Genomic DNA, 25014 nt, shown 5'->3' on the forward strand with positions numbered 1-25014 from the left:
ATTATGCCGCTTAAAAGATTCCTCTTTCTCTGCCTCACATTACTGGTCACTCTGCCTGGATTCTCCGGTCAAGCCGCCAGTGAAACGGTTCTGCGCTATACCGACCATGAACCCTATGGCGGCATGCGCACAATGCTCATTAAAAATGTTTTCTTTGCCGCCATCGAAAAAGAGTCACAAGGTCGGCTAAAAATCGAAGCCCACTGGAACGGCGAACGCTCTACAAGCTACGACGCGTTGAGTACGATCAGCGAGGGAAAAAAAGCTGATATCGGTATTGTGGTGCCGGAATACACACCGAAAGAACTTCCGTTACATCAGGTCTTCAAAAGCTTCCCGTTAGGGCCAGACAAGGGCAGCAAGCAGGTTGAATTTTTCCAGCGCGTGTTCAACGATGTTCCTGCATTCAATGAGGAGCTCAGGAAAAATAACCTGGTCAACCTGCAGTTTTTCCTCGGTTACCCTGCCGGTTTTTTTAGTACAAAACCCCTGCAAAACTTATCCGAGCTCAAAGGAGAAACCTGGCGCACCGCCAGTTTCTGGCATTACGCGTTTTTAAATAATGCAGGAGCAAAATCGGTCACCATGCCATGGAACCCGGCCATCACAGAGGCATTGCACAACGGTAAGCTGTCAGGGCTAATTGTGAATCTCGACAGCGGATACGATCTTCAGGCACATAAAGTCGCCCCCCATATCGTGTTCTCCCCGTCCCTGTGGCTGGGGCATGTTTATCTTTTGGTCATGAACCAGGATACCTGGAATCGTCTTGATAAACAGGATCAGCAAGCCATTCAGCGCGCCGCTGCTTTCACTGAAAAGAACATGGGTTCCCTGCTGGACAGCAGCATTGTCTCATTGGTGAAAAAAATGAAAGATGAGGGGGCGACCGTGCGCTATCTCAGTCATCAAGAACAAATGTCCTGGCAAACAGAGAGCCGTTTCTCGCAGGTGCAAACGCAATGGGCGGCAGAACAAGAAAAACAAGGAGTAAAAGGCGCAGAAGAGGCCATTCACGCAGTGGCACCGATACTGGCTGAAGTGATGCGCTGACAGCATCAGGAACGAACGCCCGCGCAATAAGCGCGGGCGAACGGATTATTCCACGTGTGCGACATTATCGTCCGCTTCTTTCACGCGCTTAAAATTCACATCCATTTGCGGGTAAGGGAAGCTGATACCGTGTTCGTCAAAGCTGCGTTTCACACGCTCCAGTACATCCCAGTAGACGTTTTGCAGGTCGCCGCTGTTGCTCCAGACGCGCACCACAAAATTGATCGATGACGCACCCAGTTCATTAAGGCGCACCGTCATCTCGCGCTCTTTCAGAATGCGATCGTCAGACTCGATAATCTCGGTCAGCAATCTTCTGACCAGATCGATATCCGAGTCGTAAGCCACGCCGATAATAAATTCATTACGGCGAACCGGCTCACGGGAGAAGTTGATGATGTTCCCGGCAATGATTTTACCGTTCGGGACCACAATGATACGGCCATCGGCGCTACGCAGAGTGGTGGAGAAAATCTGCACCTGTAACACGGTTCCTGCAACTCCGCCCAGGTCAACGTATTCACCGGAACGGAACGGGCGGAAGGTTACCAGCAGCACCCCAGCTGCCAGATTCGACAGCGAGCCTTGCAAGGCCAGACCAATAGCTAAACCAGCAGCACCCAGAACCGCAATGACGGATGCGGTTTGTACCCCCACTCGCCCCAGCGCAGCTATCAAGGTAAACGCGATAATGCCGTAGCGAACCAGCGCAGAGAGGAAATCGGCAACGGTGGCATCAATGTGCCGCGCCCGCATCAGTTTGTTCACAGTATTTGAAATCATGCGGGCAATGATCATACCCACGATGATGATGGCGATAGCGGCGACGATGTTGACAGCGTAACTCAGCAGTAACGCCTGGTTGGTAGCCAGCCAGGAGCCCGCATTGTTAATACTGTCGACGACGTTAAGATCTTCCATTCTTCATTCCTTTTGTTAATCCGTACGGGAACAATCCAACCCGACGGTGGCGGACAGACCCCTAAAGGGTAAACAAAAAGAGGCGTTTTTGCCAAACGGATCACATTTAACGCGTGCGCATGCCATTGAACAGGCAATAAAAAAGCCCGCACTGAAGGCGGGCTTTTAGGCGTAAAAGCTAACTCAGATTACAGAACGTCAACCGCGTTCAGTTCTTTGAAAGCCTGCTCCAGACGGGTAATCATGGAAGTCTGAGCGGAACGCAGCCATACGCGCGGATCGTAGTATTTCTTGTTCGGCTGGTCTTCGCCTTTCGGGTTGCCCAGCTGACCTTGCAGATACGCTTCGTTGGTTTTGTAGTAGTTCAGAATACCTTCCCAGGTCGCCCATTGGGTGTCGGTATCGATGTTCATTTTGATAACACCGTAGCTTACGGAGTCTTTGATTTCCTGAGCAGTAGAACCGGAACCGCCGTGGAACACGAAGTTCAGAGCGTTGTGCGGCAGGTTATGTTTCTTGCAAACATATTCCTGAGAGTCGCGCAGGATAGTCGGGGTCAGTTTCACGTTACCCGGCTTGTACACGCCATGCACGTTACCGAAGGAAGCAGCGATGGTGAAACGCGGGCTGATTGCATTCAGTTTGGTGTAAGCGTAATCAACGTCTTCTGGCTGAGTGTACAGGGCAGAAGCGTCCATGTGGCTGTTGTCCACGCCGTCTTCTTCGCCACCGGTGCAACCCAGTTCGATTTCCAGGGTCATGCCGATTTTCGCCATGCGCGCCAGGTATTTGGAGCTGATTTCGATGTTCTCTTCCAGAGACTCTTCAGACAGGTCGATCATGTGAGAAGAGAACAGCGGTTTGCCGTGAGCAGCAAAGTATTTTTCACCCGCGTCCAGCAGACCGTCGATCCACGGCAGCAGTTTCTTCGCGCAGTGGTCGGTATGCAGGATAACTGGAACACCGTAGTGCTCAGCCATCTGGTGTACGTGATGTGCGCCAGAGATTGCACCCAGGATAGCAGCACCCTGAGGAACGTCGGTTTTCACGCCTTTACCCGCGATGAATGCAGCACCACCGTTGGAGAACTGAACGATAACCGGAGCTTTAACTTTTGCAGCGGTTTCCAGAACGGCGTTAATGGAATCGGTGCCCACGCAGTTAACTGCTGGCAGCGCAAAGTTGTTTTCTTTAGCTACCTGGAACACTTTCTGAACGTCATCACCGGTGATGACGCCCGGTTTTACGAAATCAAAAATTTTAGACATGTTTTCGAGTCCTGTTTCTGTATCTTCGACCGTTGGAAAAAATTCGCGAGCTTAGCGCGCGCTGAAAAATGGGCAGGTTTCCCTGCCCTTTGAATACTTACTGCTTAGCGCGCTCTTCGAGCATTGCGACTGCTGGCAGCACTTTGCCTTCCACGAACTCGAGGAATGCACCGCCACCAGTGGAGATGTAGGAAATTTTGTCAGCGATACCGAACAGGTCGATCGCTGCCAGGGTGTCACCACCGCCTGCGATGGAGAACGCGTCGCTGTCTGCGATAGCGTTAGCCACGATTTCAGTGCCTTTGCGGAAGTTAGCGAATTCGAATACGCCAACCGGGCCATTCCACAGAATGGTTTTCGCGTTTTTCAGGATTGCAGCCAGTTTCTCAGCGGAAACATCGCCCAGATCCAGAATCTGCTCTTCATCTTTGATGTCAGAAACAGATTTCAGGGTAGCAGTGGCAGTTTCAGAGAACTCAGTAGCGACACGCACGTCTGTCGGGACTGGGATATCACAAGTGGTCAGCAGACGTTTTGCTTCGTCAACCAGGTCCGCTTCGTACAGGGATTTACCGACGTTGTGGCCTTGAGCAGCAACGAAGGTGTTAGCGATACCGCCACCGACGATCAGCTGGTCAGCGATTTTAGACAGAGAATCCAGCACGGTCAGTTTAGTGGAAACTTTAGAACCACCAACGATAGCAACCATCGGACGAGCAGGCTCTTTCAGCGCTTTACCCAGCGCTTCCAGTTCATCCGCCAGCAGCGGACCAGCACAAGCTACATCAGCAAATTTGCCGATACCATGAGTAGACGCCTGTGCACGGTGTGCGGTGCCGAATGCATCCATCACGAATACGTCACACAGAGCGGCATATTTTTTGGACAGTGCTTCGTCGTCTTTCTTCTCGCCTTTGTTAAAACGAACGTTTTCCAGAACAACCAGTTCGCCTGCAGCAACTTCAACGCCGTCCAGGTAGTCTTTAACCAGACGTACCGGGTTAGACAGTTTGTCTTTCAGGTAATTAACAACCGGCAGCAGAGAGAATTCTTCGTTGTACTCGCCTTCGGTCGGACGACCCAGGTGGGAGGTAACCATCACTTTCGCACCCTGTTTCAGTGCCAGTTCGATGGTCGGCAGAGAAGCACGGATACGTGCATCGCTGGTTACTTTGCCATCTTTAACCGGTACGTTCAGATCCGCACGGATGAAAACGCGTTTACCTGCCAAATCCAGATCGGTCATCTTAATTACAGACATGGTGAATCCTCTCAATGATTCATAAAGTTTTGCGGGTGCAACTTACACCCTACCTGAAACCTTTCGCGGCCATTGCTAACGTCGTATCAAGCATTCGGTTAGCAAAGCCCCATTCGTTATCGCACCACACCAGGGTTTTAATAAGGTGCGAACCACTGACCCGCGTCTGCGTGCCATCGACAATGGCACTATGTGGGTCGTGGTTAAAATCAATTGAAACCAACGGTAATTCCGTATAGTCAACTATACCATGAAAAGTTCCACGTGCTGCTTTTTGCAGCAACGTGTTGACTTCACACGCTTTTACCGGTTTTTTAACCGTCACGCTTAGGTCAATTGCCGTCACATTAATGGTTGGAACACGCACCGCAATCGCTTCAAAACGGTCATGAAATTGCGGAAAAATTCGGGTAATACCTGCGGCCAGTTTCGTATCCACCGGGATTATCGACTGGCTGGCTGCGCGCGTCCGGCGTAAATCCGGATGGTAAGCATCAATCACTTGTTGATCGTGCATGGCCGAGTGGATGGTGGTTACCGTTCCCGACTCGATGCTAAATGCATCATCAAGGAGCTTAATGACCGGAATAATACAGTTGGTCGTGCAGGAGGCGTTAGACACGATGCGGTTTTCGGCACGAAGATCTTTTTCGTTAACGCCGAACACGACCGTCGCGTCGAGATCGTTGCTACCAGGATGGGAGAAAAGCACTTTTTTCGCGCCAGCGGCCAGATGGGCTTCGCCGTGTTCGCGGTTGCCATAGACGCCCGTGCAATCAAGCACTACATCAACACCCAGTTCTCGCCAGGGCAGCAGCGCGATGTCACGTTCATGCAAGATGCGGATAGTGTCATCGCCAATATATAGCTGCTCACGTTCCTGATACACATCCCATGCAAACCGCCCGTGGCTGGTGTCATATTTCAATAAATGCGCCATGCCTGCAGCATCGGCCAGTTCATTGATTGCCACCACGGTGACTTCCGCTCGTCGCCCGGATTCATATAAAGCACGAACCACGTTGCGCCCGATGCGACCGAAGCCATTAATCGCTATGCGTACGGTCATAGATCTCCTGCCAGGTAACCCGTTCTGAAGTGGCTAACAGAGTAATGCAGCAACCTTCAGAGGGGAATCCTTGCCTGTCACAAACTACAACTGATTGATTATTTGTCGAACATTTAAACAACTGAAACGCTTCAGCTAGAATAAGCCAAACGCGGAATAAAAGGAATCAACGCCCGGTGCAGACCACCATTTATCTGACATACATCACACTTTCACGGTAAAACGCAGCAAACTTATTCCAGTTGAGGAATTACGCTCTGGCTTCAGGCAAAAAAAACGGGCCGCCTGAGCGACCCGTTTCATTGTGTAATCGAAATTACAGCAGTTCTTTCGCTTTCGCGACCACGTTCTCAACGGTGAAGCCGAACTCTTCGAACAGCAGTTCTGCCGGTGCAGACTCACCAAAAGTAGTCATCCCAACGATCGCGCCGTTCAGGCCCACGTATTTGAACCAGTAGTCTGCGATACCCGCTTCAACTGCCACGCGAGCAGAGACTGCTTTCGGCAGCACCGCTTCACGGTACGCCGCATCCTGCTTGTCGAATGCGTCAGTGGACGGCATGGAAACCACGCGCGCCTTCACGCCTTCCGCAGTCAGTTTCTCGTATGCCGCAACCGCCAGCTCAACTTCAGAACCGGTGGCGATGAAAATCAGCTCCGGCTGACCGTTGCTGTCTTTCAGCACGTAACCACCACGGGCCACGTTGGCCAGTTGCTCAGCGCTACGTTCCTGCTGCGCCAGGTTCTGACGGGAGAGAATCAGTGCGGTCGGGCCATCAGCACGCTCAACACCGTATTTCCACGCCACTGCAGACTCCACCTGGTCACACGGACGCCATACGCTCATGTTCGGGGTCACACGCAGAGAAGCGACCTGCTCGACCGGCTGGTGCGTCGGGCCATCTTCGCCCAGACCGATGGAGTCGTGGGTGTAGACCAGCACCTGGCGCTGTTTCATCAGTGCTGCCATACGCACCGCGTTACGGGCATATTCCACGAACATCAGGAAGGTGGAGGTGTACGGCAGGAAGCCACCGTGCAGGGAGATACCGTTGGCAATCGCGGTCATGCCGAACTCGCGCACGCCGTAGTGGATGTAGTTGCCGGCAGTGTCTTCGTTAATCGCTTTTGAGCCGGACCAGATGGTCAGGTTGCTTGGCGCCAGGTCAGCAGAGCCGCCAAGGAATTCCGGCAGCAGCGGGCCAAAGGCTTCAATCGCATTCTGCGACGCTTTACGGCTGGCGATTTTGGACGGGTTCGCCTGCAGGTTCGCAATGAACGCGCTCGCTTTGGCGTCGAAGTCAGACGGCAGGTCACCGCTCATACGACGGGTGAATTCTGCAGCCAGTTCCGGGAAGGCTTTGGCGTAGGCGGCGAACTTCTCGTTCCACGCAGACTCTTTCGCCTGACCGGCTTCTTTCGCATCCCACTGGGCATAGATGTCAGACGGGATTTCAAAGGCAGGGTGTTTCCAGCCAAGTGCGTCGCGGGTCAGCGCGATTTCCGCGTCGCCCAGCGGAGCACCGTGGGAGTCGTGGGTGCCCTGTTTGTTCGGCGAACCGAAACCGATGATGGTTTTGCACATCAGCAGGGACGGTTTGTCGGTAACGGCTTTCGCCGCTTCGACTGCCGCTTTGATGGAGTCCGCGTTGTGACCGTCCACGCCGCGCACCACGTGCCAGCCGTAGGCTTCGAAACGGGCTGCGGTGTCGTCAGTGAACCAGCCTTCAACATGGCCGTCGATGGAGATGCCGTTGTCGTCGTAGAAGGCGACCAGTTTGCCCAGTTTCAGGGTACCCGCCAGGGAGCACACTTCGTGGGAGATGCCTTCCATCATGCAGCCGTCGCCCATAAAGGCATAAGTGCTGTGGTCAACAATGTCGTGGCCCGGACGGTTGAACTGCGCTGCCAGGGTTTTTTCTGAGATAGCCATGCCCACGGCGTTAGCAATGCCCTGACCCAGCGGGCCAGTGGTGGTTTCCACGCCTGCGGTGTAACCCACTTCCGGGTGACCCGGGGTTTTGGAATGCAGCTGACGGAAGTTTTTCAGCTCTTCGATCGGCAGATCATAACCAGTGAGGTGCAGCAGGCTGTAAATCAGCATCGAGCCGTGACCGTTAGACAGCACGAAGCGGTCACGATCTGCCCATGCCGGGTTCTGTGGGTTGTGGTTCAGGAAATCACGCCACAGGACTTCGGCGATGTCAGCCATACCCATCGGGGCACCCGGGTGACCGGATTTGGCTTTCTGTACCGCGTCCATGCTCAGCGCACGAATGGCATTGGCAAGCTCTTTACGTGAGGACATTTTGACTCCAGATCGGACTGTTAAAGGCCATGCCCGGAACGACTTGACTACAGCGCGTTATGGGCTACGCCGGAAAAAAGTGCCAACAATGTAACCCAAGCGGCAAGTCATGTACATGGAGCATCCTTTTGGGTGTTAAGAAATCTCTGGAAGCTGCTCGCACATTGCGCAATGGACTCGCCCGCTTATCGTTCTATTCTTTATACTTATGCAACTGCACCGGTTCGATTGTGACCCGTGCATTATCAGAATTATGAATCAACCTGCGTGGAAGATAAGAGATGAAAATTCGCCCGGCTTTGCTTGCTTTGGCTACCGCTACCTTGCTGGCAGGTTGCCAGAACATGGACTCTAACGGTTTCCTCACGTCAGGAGCCGAAGCATTTCAGGCCTATACGTTAAGCGACGCTCAGGTGAAAACGTTGAGTGACGAAGCCTGTAAGCAGATGGACGCTAAAGCCACTATCGCCCCTGCCAGCAGCCAGTACAGCCAACGTCTCGCCAAAATTGCTAACGCATTGGGTGACAACATCAATGGCCAACCGGTGAACTACAAGGTTTACGTGGCAAAAGACGTTAACGCCTTCGCGATGGCCAACGGCTGTATCCGCGTTTACAGCGGCCTGATGGATATGATGAATGACAACGAAGTTGAAGCCGTTATTGGTCACGAGATGGGCCACGTTGCGCTCGGTCACGTGAAGAAAGGCATGCAGGTTGCGTTAGGCACCAACGCAGTACGCGCAGCCGCGGCATCGGCGGGTGGCGTGGTGGGAAGTCTGTCGCAATCCCAGTTGGGTGACCTGGGTGAAAAACTGGTGAATTCGCAGTTCTCGCAGCGCCAGGAGTCCGAAGCGGACGATTATTCTTATGACTTGTTGCGCAAACGAGGAATCAGCCCGATGGGGCTGGCTACCAGCTTCGAAAAACTGGCAAAACTGGAAGAGGGTCGTCAGAGTTCCATGTTTGACGATCACCCAGCCTCAGCAGAGCGTGCGCAACACGTTCGCGACAGACTGGCAGCAGACGGTATCAAATAATAGAAAGGTGCCGGAGGCAGTTACTGCCTCCGGCATGACGCGTTAATTACTCGTCTTCAAGATAGGTGTAACCGTACAGCCCCGCCTCAAACTCTTCGAGGAACTGTTTCTGCAGGGCGTCATCCAGATCGGTCTGTTTGACCTGATCGCGGAATTGGGTCAGTAAGGTTTTTGGATCAAGCTGCACATACTCCAGCATATCCGCCACGGTATCCCCTTCATCCGACAACTCCACTTCCACGCTACCGTCAGGGAAGACGAAGACGTCCACCGCTTCGGTATCGCCGAACAGGTTATGCATGTTGCCCAGGATTTCCTGATACGCGCCGACCATGAAGAAACCGAGCATCGGCGGGTTCTCCGGATCGTACTCTGGCATCGGCATGGTAGTCGCAATCCCGTCACCATCGACGTAGTGATCGATAGCACCATCAGAGTCACAGGTGATATCCAGCAGCACCGCACGACGTTCCGGGATCTTATTCAACCCTTCTAACGGCATCACCGGGAACAGCTGATCGATACCCCAGGCGTCCGGCATCGACTGGAACAGGGAGAAGTTGACGTACATTTTGTCCGCCATACGTTCCTGCAACTCGTCGATGATAGGACGGTGAGCACGATTGCTCGGATCGAGCTGTTTCTGTACTTCGTGGCACATGTTCAGATAAAGCTGCTCAGCCCAGGCGCGTTCCTGCAGGCTAAACGTACCGGACGAGTAACCGATGTGAATATCATGCAGATCCATCTGGCTGTCGTGCAGCCACTCGCGCAGAGAACGACGCGTGCCCGGCTCGTGCATCTCCTGCCAGGTTTCCCACATGCTTTGCAGCGCGCGCGGTGCGTCGTCCGCCGGAGCCGTAGCTTCGGTGTACTCGTTACGCTCAACGCCGATAATGTTCGAGACCAGAACGGTATGGTGCGCGGTAACCGCACGACCAGATTCGGTGATAACCGTCGGATGCGGTAAACCGTTCTCTTCGCAGGCATCGCCAATCGCCCAGATAATATTGTTAGCGTACTCGTTCAAACCATAGTTAACGGAGCAATCGGACTGAGAACGGGTCCCTTCATAGTCCACGCCCAGGCCGCCGCCCACGTCAAAGCACTGAATATTGACGCCCAGCTTGTGCAGCTCAACGTAGAAACGCGCTGACTCGCGAACGCCAGTGGCGATATCGCGAATATTGGCCATCTGCGAACCAAGGTGGAAGTGCAGCAGCTGAATGCTGTCCAGACGGCCACGTTCACGCAACATTTCCACCAGTTGCAGCACCTGATTTGCCGCCAGACCGAACTTGGATTTCTCGCCACCGGAGGACTGCCATTTGCCAGAGCCCTGCGACGCCAGACGTGCACGCACACCCAGACGCGGGATCACGTTCAGGCGCTCAGCTTCATCCAGCACGATCGCAATTTCAGACATCTTTTCGATGACCAGATAGACCTTGTGGCCCATCTTCTCGCCGATCAGCGCCAGGCGGATGTATTCACGGTCTTTATAACCGTTACACACAATTACGGAGCGGGTCATACCCGCATGGGCCAGGACCGCCATCAACTCCGCTTTAGAACCGGCTTCCAATCCCAGCGGTTCGCCAGAATGAATCAGGGATTCAATCACGCGGCGATGTTGGTTCACCTTGATCGGGTATACCAGGAAGTAGTCACCGTTGTAACCATAGGACTCACGCGCACGTTTGAACGCGGCGTTAATCGAACGCAGACGATGTTGCAGAATCTGTGGGAAGCAGAACAGCGCGGGCAGGCGTTGGCCTTGTGCTTCACGTGCTTTCACTAATTGAGCAAGATCGACACGTGCCTCCGGGACGTCAGGATCCGGGCAAACGCTGATGTGGCCCAGTTCGTTAACGTCATAGTAGTTATTACCCCACCAGGCAATATTGTAAGTACGTAGCATCTTGCTAGCTTCCTGGGAGCTCATCGCAACCTCCTGCATGGAACGTAGTACACCGTGCTCGCCTGCTGACGAAGGCGAAAATGAAGACATGTCGTCAGACATAGCGAACCTCAATAGTATTAAGTGTAAGACAGTCAACCACTATCGCAGTGTAACAATGCGATAACAACCCATAAACCCTATGTTTTTCCAGCATAAAACGCTGGTTCACAGAGTGTGCGACCGGTTTCTTATTCATATTCATTGTAAAACACGTGACCGAACTTAAATATGACGGTTCGGCGAAACCACGAGAAAACTCCTGATTTAGCAGGAGAGCCCTTGTTCAGTGATCACTGTGCCGTACCGGCCCTGGAGTCCTGAGAAGCGCCGAAATGGGTATAACATCGGCAGGTTTGCAGACTAGATTTGCGGGTTGCGGGGAATGTATGTGCGTCAGAACGACGCGACAGATTCTGCTGAAAACGACGGTTCATTATCTCGTATCACCTCCACGCAGATCATGACGATATGCGACAAGCCAAGGCCATTAATTGCTTAACCCGGCTGGAAGTGGCAACACGGAATTACCGTGCGCTTTTTATATAAGCCGCGCGCGGCGTTTTATACCGAGAACAGGGTAAAAATGCAAAATAAAAAATTACGTTTAAGGCACAGGCAGGGAAAATTTCTGTAACCATTTCAGTCAGTCTGTGCGGGGCATCAAAAAACGCTGGCAATGGGGTTAAGAATTAACCTAGAATAGCCATCCAGATGTTAATCCATCTAAACTGATTAACACTTAGACAGCCCGTGCCTTAACCTGCACGTCCTCGCGGAAATGACCGCAAAGGCAACCCGGCACGCTGTCCAGGCCAACCGAATTACTTCAGGTGAAAACAGAACATGGCAAAACACCTTTTTACGTCTGAGTCCGTTTCAGAAGGGCATCCTGACAAAATTGCTGACCAAATTTCCGACGCCGTGCTGGATGCGATCCTTGAACAGGATCCGAAAGCGCGCGTTGCCTGTGAAACCTATGTAAAAACCGGCATGGTGCTGGTCGGTGGTGAAATCACTACCAGTGCATGGGTAGATATCGAAGAAATTACCCGTAACACCGTTCGCGAAATTGGTTATGTCCATTCTGACATGGGCTTTGATGCCAATTCCTGCGCCGTACTGAGCGCCATTGGTAAGCAGTCTCCGGACATCAACCAGGGCGTTGACCGTGCTGATCCGCTGGAGCAGGGTGCAGGCGACCAGGGCCTGATGTTTGGTTATGCCACCAATGAAACCGACGTGCTGATGCCAGCACCCGTAACCTACGCACACCGTCTGGTTGAGCGTCAGGCACAAGTGCGTAAAAACGGCACGCTGCCGTGGCTGCGCCCGGATGCAAAAAGCCAGGTCACTTTCCAGTATGACGACGGCAAAATTGTCGGCATCGATGCGGTAGTGCTGTCCACTCAGCACGCTGAAGACATCGACCAGAAATCGCTGCAAGAAGCGGTAATGGAAGAGATCATCAAGCCGGTTCTGCCGACTGAATGGCTGAGCACATCCACTAAGTTCTTCATCAACCCGACTGGCCGTTTTGTTATCGGTGGCCCAATGGGTGACTGCGGTCTGACCGGTCGTAAAATCATCGTTGATACCTACGGCGGCATGGCACGTCACGGTGGCGGTGCGTTCTCTGGTAAAGATCCATCTAAAGTTGACCGTTCTGCTGCGTACGCTGCACGTTATGTTGCGAAAAACATCGTTGCTGCGGGCCTGGCTGACCGTTGTGAGATTCAGGTTTCTTACGCTATCGGCGTGGCTGAACCGACTTCTATCATGGTTGAAACCTTCGGTACTGAAAAAGTGCCTGCTGAACAACTGATCCTGCTGGTACGCGAGTTCTTCGACCTGCGTCCGTACGGTCTGATTCAGATGCTGGATCTGCTGCACCCAATCTACAAAGAAACCGCAGCTTACGGTCACTTTGGTCGCGAACATTTCCCATGGGAAAAAACCGACAAAGCGGCGCAACTGCGTGAAGCGGCTGGTCTGAAATAATCTTCTGACTTGCATGCTTTAAAGGCCAGCCTCGTGCTGGCCTTTTGTTTTTTTGCCCGCACATTATCTCTCCAGTCATTCCTTAGCAGGCTATACTTATGATGGGTTATCAGTAGCTTACTGAAACCGATTACATCCTGTTTGTTTGGCTCATCTATCTGTATTCACTCTCTCCTTGCCGCGCTTATTCTGCATTGTTACAACCGCTCTCGGTATAGTCTGAAACTGCTCCTGCCCAGCTCCGCCTGCCTTCGCTTATGCCTATAATATTTCTCAGCTTTATTTACATATGCTCATCCCTGCCAATGTAACCGATTACACTATAGTGACGACGATCACAAAAAAGAGCCGGTCAGTGATCCAGGATGAGGCGTATCAAAACTGATAAAACAAACAGATGGAGGGCATCATGCCTGACAATAAGAAACAGGGGCCTTCAAACAAGGCGATGACCTTTTTTGTCTGCTTCCTTGCAGCCCTGGCAGGGTTACTCTTTGGCCTGGATATTGGCGTGATTGCGGGCGCACTGCCCTTCATCACTGATGATTTCAAAATCGACTCACACACCCAGGAATGGGTCGTCAGCTCAATGATGCTCGGTGCCGCCGTCGGTGCTGTCGGCAGCGGCTGGCTGTCATGGCGTCTTGGACGTAAAAAAAGCCTGATGATCGGCGCTGTCCTGTTCGTGATCGGCTCACTTTGCTCCGCCGCTGCCCCTAACGTTGAAGTGCTGATCATTTCCCGTGTGATCCTTGGTCTGGCCGTTGGTGTGGCGTCCTATACCGCCCCGCTCTACCTGTCGGAGATTGCGCCGGAAAAAATCCGTGGCAGCATGATTTCGATGTACCAGTTGATGATCACCATCGGTATCCTCGGTGCCTATCTTTCCGACACCGCCTTCAGTTACAGCGGCGCATGGCGCTGGATGCTGGGTGTGATCATTATCCCGGCGATCCTGCTGCTGATTGGCGTCTTCTTCTTGCCGGACAGCCCGCGCTGGTTTGCCGCCAAACGCCGGTTCCACGATGCCGAGCGCGTGTTGATGCGCCTGCGCGATACCAGCGCTGAGGCCAAAAACGAGCTGGAAGAGATCCGCGAAAGCCTGCAGGTAAAACAGTCCGGCTGGGCGCTGTTTAAAGAGAATGCCAATTTCCGTCGTGCGGTCTGGCTGGGTGTACTGTTGCAGGTGATGCAGCAGTTCACCGGGATGAACGTCATCATGTACTACGCACCAAAAATCTTCGAACTCGCGGGCTACAGCAACACCACCGAGCAGATGTGGGGAACGGTCATTGTCGGTCTGGCTAACGTGCTGGCGACCTTTATCGCCATTGGCCTTGTGGATCGCTGGGGACGCAAGCCGACGCTGGTGCTGGGCTTCCTGGTGATGGCGGCGGGGATGGGCATTCTCGGCACCATGCTGCATCTGGGCATCCACACCCCGACGGCGCAGTACTTCGCGGTTGCCATGCTGCTGATGTTTATCGTGGGCTTTGCGATGAGTGCCGGTCCGCTTATCTGGGTATTGTGCTCGGAAATCCAGCCGCTGAAAGGGCGTGATTTCGGTATCACCTGCTCAACGGCGACCAACTGGATTGCCAACATGATTGTCGGCGCAACCTTCCTGACTATGCTGGACAAGCTGGGCAATGCCAACACCTTCTGGGTCTATGCAGGTCTCAACGCCCTCTTTATCGTGATCACGTTGTGGCTGGTGCCTGAAACCAAACACGTCTCGCTTGAACACATTGAGCGTAACCTGATGAAGGGTCGACCGCTGCGCGAAATCGGTTCACACAACTAAGACCAAAACGGTCAGGGAAAATCTCCCTGACCGCTCCCCGTCATGACTCATACCTTTTTATTATTTTCATTTGAAACATGATAATGATAATTATTGTGTTAACATCCAGTTATTCTTTCGTGAAAATATATGTATGCCTATGTATTTTAAGGAACTAACGGCGATTCAGCTTAGGTCGCATCACTTTCCGTGCTGGCATACCCCTGATGATTAGGAACCTTCATGGATCACATTGTGTATGTGGTGGACGACGATCATTCTGTCAGGCAAGCACTGGTCAACTTGCTGCAAGCTGAAGATTATCGGGTGGCTGACTTCTCCTCAGCTGACGATTTTCTGGCACACCCCTTCGCCCCAAAACCCGGCTGCCTGATTCTGGATATGAATATGCCCAAAACGGGCGGTTTCGATGTGACAGAAGCATTGACCCGGCTGGGCCATATGATCCCGGTAATTTTCCTGACCGGCTTCGGCACTATTCCGCTGTCCGTTAAAGCGATGAAAGCGGGGGCGTATGAATTTATGACCAAGCCCGCCGTTCCCGGTCTGCTGCTCCAGGCCGTTGCTGGCGCTCTGAAGCTGGCGGAACAAACGCTGGATGAATCCCAGGAAATCCAGACGCTAGCTGCGCTCTATGACTCCCTGACACCGCGAGAAAAAGAGGTGTTTCAGCTAGCGATTGGCGGCCTGCTGAATAAGCAAATTGCCACCGCGATGGGTGTGAGCGAAATCACCGCTAAAGTGCATAAAAAGCGGGTGATGGAGAAGATGCAGGTGCGTTCATTAACGGATCTGGTCCGCGCCGCCGACCGGTTAAATATTCAAAAAACCCTGGGCCGCTGAGGTTTACGCATCTTCAGCATGCGTCGGCAACGTGAACGTAAACACGCTGCCATGCGGCTCCAGAGGCTCAGCGGTCAGTTTTCCCTGATGCTTCTGAATGATGCCGTAGCTGATGTTCAGCCCCATGCCCATCCCCTGCTCTTTGGTGGTATAGAAGGCATCAAACAGACGCCCCCGCACGTCAGCGCTAATACCGATCCCCGTGTCCGCAATTGCCAGGCGGATCTGCCCCGCCACCGGATTATCAGAGCTGACAGTAAGCATCAGTGGACGGTCCTCAATCCCCGCCATCGCATCTATCGCATTGACGATCAGGTTCAGTAGCACCTGTTGTATCTGCACGCTGTCGCCGAAAATAAACGTGTCCGGGGCATCAAGGTGATAGTGCAGCGCAATCTGCTGGCGTTCCAGTTCGCTGCGCGACAGCGCCACAATACGGTAGACAAGATGATGAAGGTTGATGCGTGAGCAGCTGGACGTTTGATTGCGGGTCAACGCCTGCAAGCCACGGATGATATTCCCGGCACGTTCCCCTTCACTGATGATCTCATCAAGACTACTACGCACATTAGCGAGCACGGGCGGCTCGCGGTTGAGCCAGCGCAGACTCGCGCCCGCATTAGCCACAATCGACATCAGCGGCTGGTTAATTTCGTGGGCAATCGAGGCGGTTAACTGGCCGACGGTGGTGGCTCGGGAAACACGCGCAAGATCGGCCTGCGCCACACGCACCGCATCCTCAGATACACGGCGCGCCGTGATGTCGGTAATCACGCCAAAATACTCGCCGACATTCGATTCATACCCCACCGGATTACCAACCCCCAGAATGTAACGACAGTCACCGTCCGGGCGGAAAACACGAAACTCCGCGCGCATAGAAACACCGTTACGCACGCTGTCATTGACCAGGGAATTGATGCGCTGAAAATCCTCCGGGTGAACGAGTGTCATAAAATCGACCATCGAAAGGGTCCGCTGCTGTTCAGGCAGACCGAGGATCCGCGCGTACTCATCGGAGACAAACATCACATCGTGCTCCAGCTCCCAGCGCCAGGTACCGGTATTGCTGATTTTCTCCCCCAGCATCAGTGAGGTCTGGCTGGTACGTAACTCTTTCTCGGCACGCCGACGCTGCATGTTCTCTTCAAGTAATTCAGCATACAGACGTGCCGTTTCCAGTGACACTGCTGCCTGGGCCGCCAGCATTCTGACAATACGCGAATGTTCGGCAGTGAAAATCTCGGGCATCACCCGGTTTTCCAGATACAAGACGCCAACCAGTTTTCCCTGTTTGTGCATCGGCACGCACAGAATTGCCGCCCCGGAAGTCACCAGGTACGGGTCCTGGCTGAAGGGTCCAAAGAGCTCCGGTTTACTGATGCGAATCTCCTGACCAGTACGCATGACTGCCGCCAGCACCGAGAGCGGCATATCGGTTGCCGTCGGGCGCTCTCTGGCAATCTGCACTTTTACCCCTTCTGACGAGGTTTCGGCCCATGCCTGGGTTTCCGGGATCGTATTGTCGATAATCCTGATCAGCAGCCCACGCTGCGCCCCTGCCCGCTCCAGCAAAATGGTCAGCAGCGTCTGCACAAGGCGGTCAAAATCGATTTCCTCGGTCATGGCGCGCACCGCACGCAGCACGCTCTCCAGGTCATGCGCCACCTCATTTTGCGCGAACGAGATGGTGTCATAGGGTGAACGCTGACCGGACGGAGAAAAATGAGGATAAAGGTGCTCAAGTTGGCGTACTTTCGCCATCGCCCCCCAACGCCGCCAGGCCGCAAATGCATTGCGGACGTAGCCTTCCGCCGCCGTCTGCCAACCGGTCGCCATGGCAAATCGCCCCGCCAGTTCGCAGGCGAGCCCGTTCATTGGATGACACTCTGATTTCCCCGACAGGCTAATCGCGTTTTCATAGTGGGCGATGGCAGTCGCGTTATCCCGCTCAAGCCTTGCCAGCTCGGCACGAACCAGTGCGGCCTTATCGGCAAAGGTGGCCGGATTATGGCTGGCCCAACGGGCAATATGTTCAATGTGCGCCGTCAGCGTTTCCCGGTGAGTCGGGGTCATCTCGTCCGGCGACAGGCTTTGTGCCAGCGAGAGTGCGCTGTAGAAATGGTAATCCAGCAGATGAATGTAACCTGGCACCATGCCGGACACTGGCGTCGCCTTCGCTAAACAGCGCATGGCGTCTGGGTATTCTCCCGCCATAAAGTGGGTCATGCCCCGGTATAGCCAGAACCAGAAAATCGCCAACGGTATCGGCTGGCTTTCGCGATTATTGGTCACCATTAACATCGTATCGGGAAACAGATGATGACCGCTGAAGGAGCCCGAAGTGGCGTTACGTAGATGATTCACGTACAGCCGCTGGATGGAGAGCATGATTTCCACATCCGGGAAATGCAGCTTACGCACAAAGCCCAGCCCACCCTCAATGGTGGTCAATACGCCATCCAGATGATCGCCACGGGTCAGGAAATTCATCGTCTGGTGACGGAGTACAAAACAGGCTGCGGTGAGATCGCCATGATCGACCGATACCGTAAAGCAGGTTTGGGCATGTTCTATCGCCGTGCTGAGCGGCTTCACCCACGCGCTACACAGATCGACCGCCAGCCAGGTGCGCCCGGTAAAGTGAGTCAACTGATGGTCACTCACCAAATCGCGCCCCAGCAGCGTGTAAACATAGCCCTTTTCATACTGATGGTAGCGACAACCGATCATCACGCCATACCACGCCAGTGCCGTGGTGGACGCCCCGCTCAGGCCGTGTTCCAGACTCATCAGCATGATGCGGGCTAATAAAATGAAATGCAGGCGCGGGCTGGCAAACGCGGAGAACATGCTGGCACTCAGCATCAGGTTCATGATGGCTTCGGCTTCCGGGTTCTGAATGTGCGTAAGCTGTCTGAAATGCTGCTCCGGCACATCCCCTAAACGCGCGTCGAGTGTCTGCCAGATCTCATCACACTCGGCATCCGTCGGGCTGCGGCTGAGGTGGATACCAAACACCGCCAGCCAGGCCAGCGACGTTTCCAGCGCCAGGCTCATATCAGACTGGCGCATGTGCACCTCAGCCAGCATCCCTGCCGCCATCGCCTTTTGCTGTAAATTCCCCGGCGCGCTCATCAGTTGATGGCAAAGCGTGAGCGCCGTAGAGAGATTACCCTGCAGGAACTCGCACTCCGCCTCTTCAAACGCGAGGCTAAAACTCTCCTCCGATGCGCTGACCTTTACACGTTCCTGCAGGCGCGATGCCGTTCGCAGGTAGCGCACCGCCGACGCATAATCACCGGTGAGCCGGGCGCGCTGCGCTGCAAGGCGGCAGACCGCACTATACTGGTCACGATAGGGCGACAGGCGCACGCGATCAATCGACGAGGCAATATGGTGAACAGCGAGGAACAGATGTTCGCTGCTGTCATTCTGCCCCACCGTGTCAGTTAAGAGTCGGGCGGCAACAAAATGGAGGCGATTCACTTCGTCCGGCGCCAGCAAAACCTGTGCTGCATCGTGGACCCGATCATGGGTAAAGGTGTAATGCGCACCGGAAAGGTTAATAAGCCTGGCCGCGACGGCGGGTTGCAGTTGTTCATGCAAACGCTCAGGTGTTATGTCCAGCATCTGACCGAGTAGCGCTGGCTTGCCGGTGCCGCCAACGCAGGCCAGACAGCCGAGCAATGCGCGCGTCTGTGCCGGCATCTCGGCCAGTTGTTGCAGCACCAGGCTCGCCACGTTTTCCGTGTAGTGATGTGAGCGAATCGCCTCTAAATCGTAATGCCACTTACCGTATTCTTTATGATGGGTGACCAGGCCATCTTTGAAGATGCGCTGGAAGAATTCGTGGGTAAAGAGCGGGTTACCGTCCGTCTTTTCATGGATAAGGCTCGCCAGTTCGCCCAGCCCTGACGCGCGAGTCTGCAACAGATTCGCCAGCCAGCGGGAGACCGCTTTGACGCTCAACGGCTGTGGGCGGAGATCGAGGCTAAAACGCGCACGCGCACGTAGCGCAGCCAGCAGATCCTGCTCACCAGAGCCGGGAAACGTATCCTTATCCGAGCAGGAGACCACCACCAGCAGCGGCAGTGATTCACTGCTACTGAGCAAATATTCCAGTAGTTGCAGACTGGCCTGATCAATCCAGTGAATATCACCAATCAGCAGCACCAGCGGGCAATCCGGGGTAGCAAAAGCCTCCACCAGTCGGTGCGCCATCAGGTTAAAACGCATACGGGTATCCGCCGACTGCGTGTTGACCACCGTAAGCTGGCGATTATCAAGCAGTAGCCCCAACTCAGGGACAAGCTTAATCGCCAGTGCGGCATAGCTTCCCAGCGAACGGGTCAAGCGCATTTTCCAGCGAGCCACATCCTCCGCACCTAAACCCAGCAGCCAGAGCGTCAATGAGCGAAACGCCGAAGCGATAACGGTATAAGGCAGCACTGGAGAGTATTGATCGGCTTTACTTATCGCCAGTAAGGTCTGCCGTTGCTGGAGTTTTTTCAGCGCCGAAGAGATAAGCGAAGACTTGCCACAGCCAGGCGGGCCGCTGACGGTCACCAGCGCATGCGAACCACTTTCAACAACCCGGTCAAACACCGCCAGTAATTGAGGGTGTTGCGGATGGTTCAAAAAAAGCGGGTCCGGCAATATACGGGTGGGTTCCCGGTCCTGCAAACCGGGCGTGAATGACGCAATTTCACCATTTTTGGCAAGCGACGCCTGGCAGCGACGCAGGTCGGCTATCAACCCCTCTACCGTCTGATAACGGTTTTCAGGGGATTTTTCGAGCAGACGAAGAATGATCTCAGCAAGCGTAGGTGGCACTCCCGGTCGCAGTTCACAAGGCGAGCGGGGAGGCGATGCAATATGGTGGTGGGCCCATTCGGCCTGCCCACCATCGTCAAGATCAAAAGGTAATTCACCGGTCAGCAGCTCGTAGAGCACGATTCCCAGACTGTAGAGATCGCTGCGGCTGTCAACTTTATCTGGAGTACGCGCCGTGTGTTCTGGCGACATATAGGCCAGCGTACCGCCTGACACTGTCATGCGATTGTGTCCAGATGTTCCGTCGGCCACGGCCGTCAGGCCAAATCCGCCCAAGCGGTAAGCACCACTGGGATCGATAAAAAAGTGCCCTGGTTTGATGTCGCTGTGAATCAACCCCTGCGCATGCATTTGGCGCAATGGCACACAAAGACGAATGGCGATGGAGAGAAAATCTGTGAGGCTGCGTCCGCGCGTGCGGCTTGACTGGGCAAGGGTGCGAAAAGGAAACGGGGCGTACACCAGCGTATAGTGACCGTGATAGCTGGTGCAGTTCATCGGCCTTATGGCCCACGCACCGGAGAGTCGGTCGCGCAATGCAAACTCATTTTTGAGCCGCTGCGTCGTCTGGAATGCAGCTTCATCACCAGATACCGCGGCACCGGCCAGAATAAAACTGCTGCCGGAGTGCAGTGGCTGGCAAAGCGTCCAGGCAATCCCCCCTTCCTGCGACAAGCGGGTAAAGATGATGTCATCGGTTAAAGTGATAACCTCACCGTCCATCATTTTTCCGGCGGCAGAAAGTTTCTCGCTCATCCACGCTCCTCACGCATCAATAGTTCACGGCGGATCTGTTCCAGCAGCGTATCGATATTTATCGGTTTACGCAGCAACGTAACAGCCCCTGCCTCTGGAGCATAGCGCGACATGTTTTCATCTTCATGTCCGGAGACAAAAATGACCGGTGGCGGCCTCGCGCGTTCAAGCATCTGCCGGTAAAGTTCCAGCCCACTGATACCCTTAAGCTTGATATCAATAATAAGCAGCGATGCCTGAGTCAGCGCAGTTGCATCATTGAGGAACGCCTCTGCTGATTCGAAGGTGTGCGTGTCATACCCCTCAGACTGCAGAAGGTTGCTTAATCCACTACGGACAGAACGTTCATCATCGATAATGACAATGTGCGCTGGCAGCGTCATGCCCTGCTCCTCGTCATTCGCGCTAAAGGGCGCTTTTGTCATCCGGTGGAGGCGTACCGCTGATTTTTGGCACGCATTCATGTCGAAACCATGCCAGGGTCACCGGCTCACGGCGCAACAAGCGACGACCAATCGGTATAAGCTGTTCACCCACTAACATACCGAACAACCCCAGCAGGGCGATGACCGGAGGGGCGGGCGAATGCACCTGCATCGCACCATAAATGACGCCAGCCAGCAGGCCAACCGCCAGAGAAATAACGTAGGTTTTCAACATGACTAGCCTGCCTCTGTATAGCGACTTATCGCGGCGGCATTATCCGCATGCGACGTGGTAGCAGAAGGTTGACTGACCGCAGCCGGAGGCGTATCAGGCTTGATGAACGCAGAGATAAGCTGTTCGCCAGCCAGCATACCGAGCAGGCCGACCAGGGCCACCGCGGGGGGAGCTGGTGAACGGACTTTGAGCAGCGCATAAAGAAGGCCAATAAGCACGCCTGCGCCAAGGGAAATGAGCTCTGTGCTCATAGGGAATCTCCCATGATATCGAACTAAACGGGTCGGGGCTTACGCCCCAACCCAGGCAGACAATTATTTGTTGGCCGGAACAGGGGCCAGGGTGCGGTGAGCACCTTTTGCACGTGCGGGTGCTTTATGCACCATGGTGTAGGCGTAATCCACACCCATACCGTACGCACCAGAGTTCTCTTTCACGATATCCATCACCGCGTTGTAGGTCTCTTTGTGAGCCCAGTCGCGCTGCCATTCCAGCAGAACCTGCTGCCAGGTGACCGGAATCACGCCCGCCTGAATCATGCGCTGCATCGCGTAGTCGTGGGCTTCTTTAGAGGTGCCACCAGAGGCATCCGCTACCATATAAATCTCATAACCGCCTTCCAGCATGGCGCACAGCGCGAAGGTGTTGTTACACACCTCTGTCCACAGGCCAGAAACCACCACTTTTTTCTTACCGTTTTTTGCCAGCGCATCACGCACTTTCTGGTCATCCCAGGAATTCATGGAAGTGCGTTCAAGCAGATCGTGCTCCGGGAATACGTCCAGCAGTTCAGGGAAGGTATTGCCGGAGAAGCTTTCGGTTTCAACGGTGGTGATAACGGTTGGAATATTGAAGACCTTAGCCGCTTTCGCCAGGCCAACCACATTGTTTTTCAGCACCTGGCGGTCAATAGACTGCACGCCAAACGCCATTTGTGGCTGCTGATCGATGAAAATCATCTGGCAGTTTTGAGGAGTCAGGACTTCAAGCTTAGAGTTGGTCATAAGAATACCCATTGTCGTTAAGTGATCCGTGAACGGAGGCGGAAACCATGCTGACAGAGACCGGGATATTCTCGCGCTGCATCAACAGGCGAAAGATAAGCAGAAGAATGCTGTCTTTTACCGTTCGTCCCGGGCCGAGCTGTCGGGGCGGATAGTAAGAGTTGTTTGAAATGAGAACTATTATCTCTGTGTATAACTATACGAACGTATAGGTATACCTTCGTATAACTAGACGCCGTTTTCGCCTGCTCACCATAATTCCCCCAGTTTTCACGCTCTGCGCTGACGGGGCATCTCATCTTATCGTCCGCTGGCATAACGCCAGTATCGGGCGTCTCAGACAGGAGGATTTATGGTCTCGCTCGATAAAGCAGAGCTGATTTTACTCAACGGCAAATTTCACACGGTAGACAGGGAAAACCCGGTTGCCGATGCGGTTGCCATCCGTGACGGTAAGTTCGTGGCAGTCGGCAGCCAGGCTGAAGTGATGGAATACCATTGCGAAGGCAGTAAGGTCATCGACCTGAAAGGCAGCACCGCCATTCCAGGCCTGAACGACTCGCACCTGCACCTGATTCGTGGTGGTCTGAACTACAACCTCGAACTGCGCTGGGAAGGTGTGCCTTCCCTGGCCGATGCTCTGCGTATGCTCAAAGAGCAGGCGCTGCGCACGCCATCACCGCAGTGGGTACGTGTGGTGGGTGGCTGGAGCGAATTCCAGTTCGCCGAGCGCCGCATGCCGACACTGGAAGAGATCAACGAAGCCGCCCCGGATACCCCGGTCTTTATCCTTCATCTCTACGATCGCGCCCTGCTCAACCGCGCTGCGCTCCGTGTGGTGGGCTACACCAAAGACACCCCGAACCCGCCGGGTGGTGAAATTCAGCGTGACAGCAACGGCAACCCGACCGGGATGCTGATTGCCCGTCCAAACGCCATGATCCTCTACGCCACACTTGCCAAAGGGCCAAAGCTACCGCTGGAACAACAAGTCAACTCCACCCGCCAGTTTATGCGTGAACTGAACCGTCTGGGCCTGACCAGCGCCATCGATGCAGGCGGCGGTTTCCAGAACTACCCGGAAGATTACGAAATCATCAACGAGCTGCATGCCAAAGAGCAGATGACCATTCGTATCGCCTATAACCTCTTTACCCAGCGTCCTGGCCATGAGCTGGAAGATTTCGAAAAATGGACCGACATGCTCACGCCAGGCCAGGGCAGCGACTTCTTCCGCCACAACGGCGCGGGCGAAATGCTGGTCTTCTCCGCGGCGGACTTTGAGGACTTCCTCGAACCGCGTCCGGATCTGGCACCAGGCATGGAAGACGAATTAGAGCGCGTGGTACGCCACCTGGTCGAACACCGCTGGCCGTTCCGTCTGCACGCCACCTATAACGAATCCATCAGCCGTATGCTGGACGTGTTTGAACGTGTGAACCGGGATATTCCGTTCAACGGCCTGCACTGGTTCTTCGACCATGCTGAAACCGTCACCCAACAGAATATTGATCGCATCAAAGCGCTCGGCGGCGGCATTGCGGTTCAGCACCGTATGGCCTTCCAGGGCGAATATTTCGCTGAGCGTTACGGCATGGAAGCCGTGCGTCACACGCCACCGGTGGCAAAAATGCTCGAAACTGGCGTACCGGTAGGTCTGGGCACCGATGCCACCCGCGTTGCCAGCTACAACCCGTGGACCGCGCTGTACTGGCTGGTCTCCGGGCGTACCGTCGGCGGCATGCAGATGTATGACGTCAATGCGCGCCTGGATCGCGATACCGCGCTGATGCTGTGGACGCAGGGTAGTTCCTGGTTCTCCAGCGAGCAGGGCAAAAAAGGGCAAATTAAAGCCGGTCAACTGGCTGACCTTGCGGTACTGAGCAAAGACTATTTCCGCGTACCGGAAGAAGAGATCAAAGGCATTGAATCCGTGCTCACCGTGGTGGATGGCAAAGTGGTCTACGCCGCCGGCAGCTTCAGTGCCGAAGCACCACCGTCGATTCCGGTCCTGCCAGAGTGGTCACCGGTGGTCAATGTGCCAGGTCACTATCGTAGCGCACCGCCACAGCAGACTCGCGTTGGCATGATGCCTGCCGTTCACCACTGCAGCGGTCCGTGTGGCGTGCATAGCCACCAGCACGATGTGGCACGCGGTTCTTCCGTTCCGGTTTCAGACGATAACGCCTTCTGGGGCGCGCTCGGCTGCAGCTGCTTCGCGTTCTGATGC

19 protein-coding genes are annotated in these 25014 nt (G+C 54.3%); 6 read left to right on the plus strand and 13 right to left on the minus strand.

Annotated elements, in window-relative coordinates; genetic code table 11:
• The first annotated feature begins 3 nt into the window (after positions 1-3).
• Positions 4-1053: a TRAP transporter substrate-binding protein DctP gene (gene dctP / locus AC5JPW_RS22570; RefSeq protein ID WP_494243303.1), complete on the plus strand. Its 1050-nt coding sequence runs from the start codon at positions 4-6 to the stop codon at positions 1051-1053.
• A gap of 45 nt (positions 1054-1098) precedes the next feature.
• Here the strand turns inward: dctP and mscS are convergent, their stop codons facing one another.
• The 5 genes from mscS to tkt form a co-directional block, all read right to left on the minus strand.
• The gene (gene mscS, locus AC5JPW_RS22575; RefSeq protein WP_494243304.1) at positions 1099-1974 is read right to left on the minus strand and encodes a small-conductance mechanosensitive channel MscS; all 876 of its coding nucleotides are present in this window, start codon (positions 1972-1974) and stop codon (positions 1099-1101) included.
• 188 nt (positions 1975-2162) lie between these two features.
• Positions 2163-3242 carry a class II fructose-bisphosphate aldolase gene (gene fbaA, locus AC5JPW_RS22580; protein ID WP_494243305.1) on the minus strand — a complete coding sequence of 360 codons (1080 nt, stop codon included), beginning with the start codon at positions 3240-3242 and terminating at the stop codon, positions 2163-2165.
• Between the two features lie 97 nt (positions 3243-3339).
• Positions 3340-4503: a phosphoglycerate kinase gene (gene pgk, locus AC5JPW_RS22585; protein WP_494243306.1), complete on the minus strand. Its 1164-nt coding sequence runs from the start codon at positions 4501-4503 to the stop codon at positions 3340-3342.
• A gap of 49 nt (positions 4504-4552) precedes the next feature.
• Positions 4553-5572, minus strand: coding sequence for an erythrose-4-phosphate dehydrogenase (epd, locus tag AC5JPW_RS22590; RefSeq protein WP_494243307.1), 1020 nt, complete (start codon positions 5570-5572; stop codon positions 4553-4555).
• Between the two features lie 316 nt (positions 5573-5888).
• Positions 5889-7880 carry a transketolase gene (gene tkt, locus AC5JPW_RS22595; protein ID WP_494243308.1) on the minus strand — a complete coding sequence of 664 codons (1992 nt, stop codon included), beginning with the start codon at positions 7878-7880 and terminating at the stop codon, positions 5889-5891.
• 281 nt (positions 7881-8161) lie between these two features.
• Here tkt and loiP point away from each other — a divergent pair, with 281 nt between their 5' ends.
• Positions 8162-8920, plus strand: a complete 759-nt coding sequence (gene loiP / locus AC5JPW_RS22600) for a metalloprotease LoiP (RefSeq protein ID WP_494243309.1) — start codon at positions 8162-8164, stop codon at positions 8918-8920.
• Between the two features lie 46 nt (positions 8921-8966).
• Here loiP and speA read toward each other — a convergent pair whose 3' ends face one another.
• The 3 genes from speA to yqgG all read right to left on the minus strand — a co-directional run bounded on the left by speA (position 8967) and on the right by yqgG (position 11317).
• On the minus strand, positions 8967-10943 hold the full coding sequence (speA, locus tag AC5JPW_RS22605) for a biosynthetic arginine decarboxylase (protein WP_494243310.1): 1977 nt from the start codon (positions 10941-10943) through the stop codon (positions 8967-8969).
• The gene (gene yqgB, locus AC5JPW_RS22610; RefSeq protein ID WP_494243311.1) at positions 10936-11085 is read right to left on the minus strand and encodes an acid stress response protein YqgB; all 150 of its coding nucleotides are present in this window, start codon (positions 11083-11085) and stop codon (positions 10936-10938) included. The genes speA and yqgB overlap by 8 nt, the downstream gene beginning before the upstream one ends.
• 88 nt (positions 11086-11173) lie before the next feature.
• Positions 11174-11317, minus strand: coding sequence for a small protein YqgG (gene yqgG, locus AC5JPW_RS22615; RefSeq protein ID WP_494243312.1), 144 nt, complete (start codon positions 11315-11317; stop codon positions 11174-11176).
• A 409-nt stretch (positions 11318-11726) separates the two neighbouring features.
• Here yqgG and metK point away from each other — a divergent pair, with 409 nt between their 5' ends.
• The 3 genes from metK to AC5JPW_RS22630 all read left to right on the plus strand — a co-directional run bounded on the left by metK (position 11727) and on the right by AC5JPW_RS22630 (position 15528).
• Positions 11727-12881: a methionine adenosyltransferase gene (metK, locus tag AC5JPW_RS22620; protein ID WP_494243313.1), complete on the plus strand. Its 1155-nt coding sequence runs from the start codon at positions 11727-11729 to the stop codon at positions 12879-12881.
• Positions 12882-13290: 409 nt separating this feature from the next.
• Positions 13291-14685, plus strand: coding sequence for a sugar porter family MFS transporter (locus AC5JPW_RS22625; protein ID WP_494243314.1), 1395 nt, complete (start codon positions 13291-13293; stop codon positions 14683-14685).
• A 222-nt stretch (positions 14686-14907) separates the two neighbouring features.
• Positions 14908-15528 (plus strand): response regulator transcription factor, encoded by a 621-nt coding sequence (locus AC5JPW_RS22630; RefSeq protein ID WP_494243315.1) that lies wholly within the window; start codon positions 14908-14910, stop codon positions 15526-15528.
• A gap of 3 nt (positions 15529-15531) precedes the next feature.
• On the opposite strand, the gene AC5JPW_RS22635 is transcribed toward AC5JPW_RS22630, so the two are convergent.
• The 5 genes from AC5JPW_RS22635 to AC5JPW_RS22655 form a co-directional block, all read right to left on the minus strand.
• Entirely contained in the window at positions 15532-21120 is a 5589-nt protein-coding gene (locus tag AC5JPW_RS22635; RefSeq protein ID WP_494243316.1) for an ATP-binding sensor histidine kinase, read from the minus strand.
• Positions 21117-21503, minus strand: coding sequence for a response regulator (locus tag AC5JPW_RS22640; protein WP_494243317.1), 387 nt, complete (start codon positions 21501-21503; stop codon positions 21117-21119). The genes AC5JPW_RS22635 and AC5JPW_RS22640 overlap by 4 nt, the downstream gene beginning before the upstream one ends.
• A 22-nt stretch (positions 21504-21525) precedes the next feature.
• Complete coding sequence (locus AC5JPW_RS22645; protein ID WP_494243318.1) at positions 21526-21780, minus strand: XapX domain-containing protein; 255 nt, start codon at positions 21778-21780, stop codon at positions 21526-21528.
• Between the two features lie 2 nt (positions 21781-21782).
• A complete protein-coding gene (locus tag AC5JPW_RS22650) occupies positions 21783-22031 on the minus strand; it encodes a DUF1427 family protein (protein WP_494243319.1) in 249 nt (82 codons plus the stop codon).
• Between the two features lie 63 nt (positions 22032-22094).
• A complete protein-coding gene (locus AC5JPW_RS22655; protein WP_494243320.1) occupies positions 22095-22784 on the minus strand; it encodes a hydrolase in 690 nt (229 codons plus the stop codon).
• Positions 22785-23136: 352 nt separating this feature from the next.
• On the opposite strand from AC5JPW_RS22655, the gene AC5JPW_RS22660 reads away from it, so the two are divergent.
• Positions 23137-25011, plus strand: a complete 1875-nt coding sequence (locus AC5JPW_RS22660) for an amidohydrolase (protein WP_494243321.1) — start codon at positions 23137-23139, stop codon at positions 25009-25011.
• The last annotated feature ends 3 nt before the right edge of the window (positions 25012-25014 follow it).

This window comes from Phytobacter sp., from assembly GCF_059074235.1.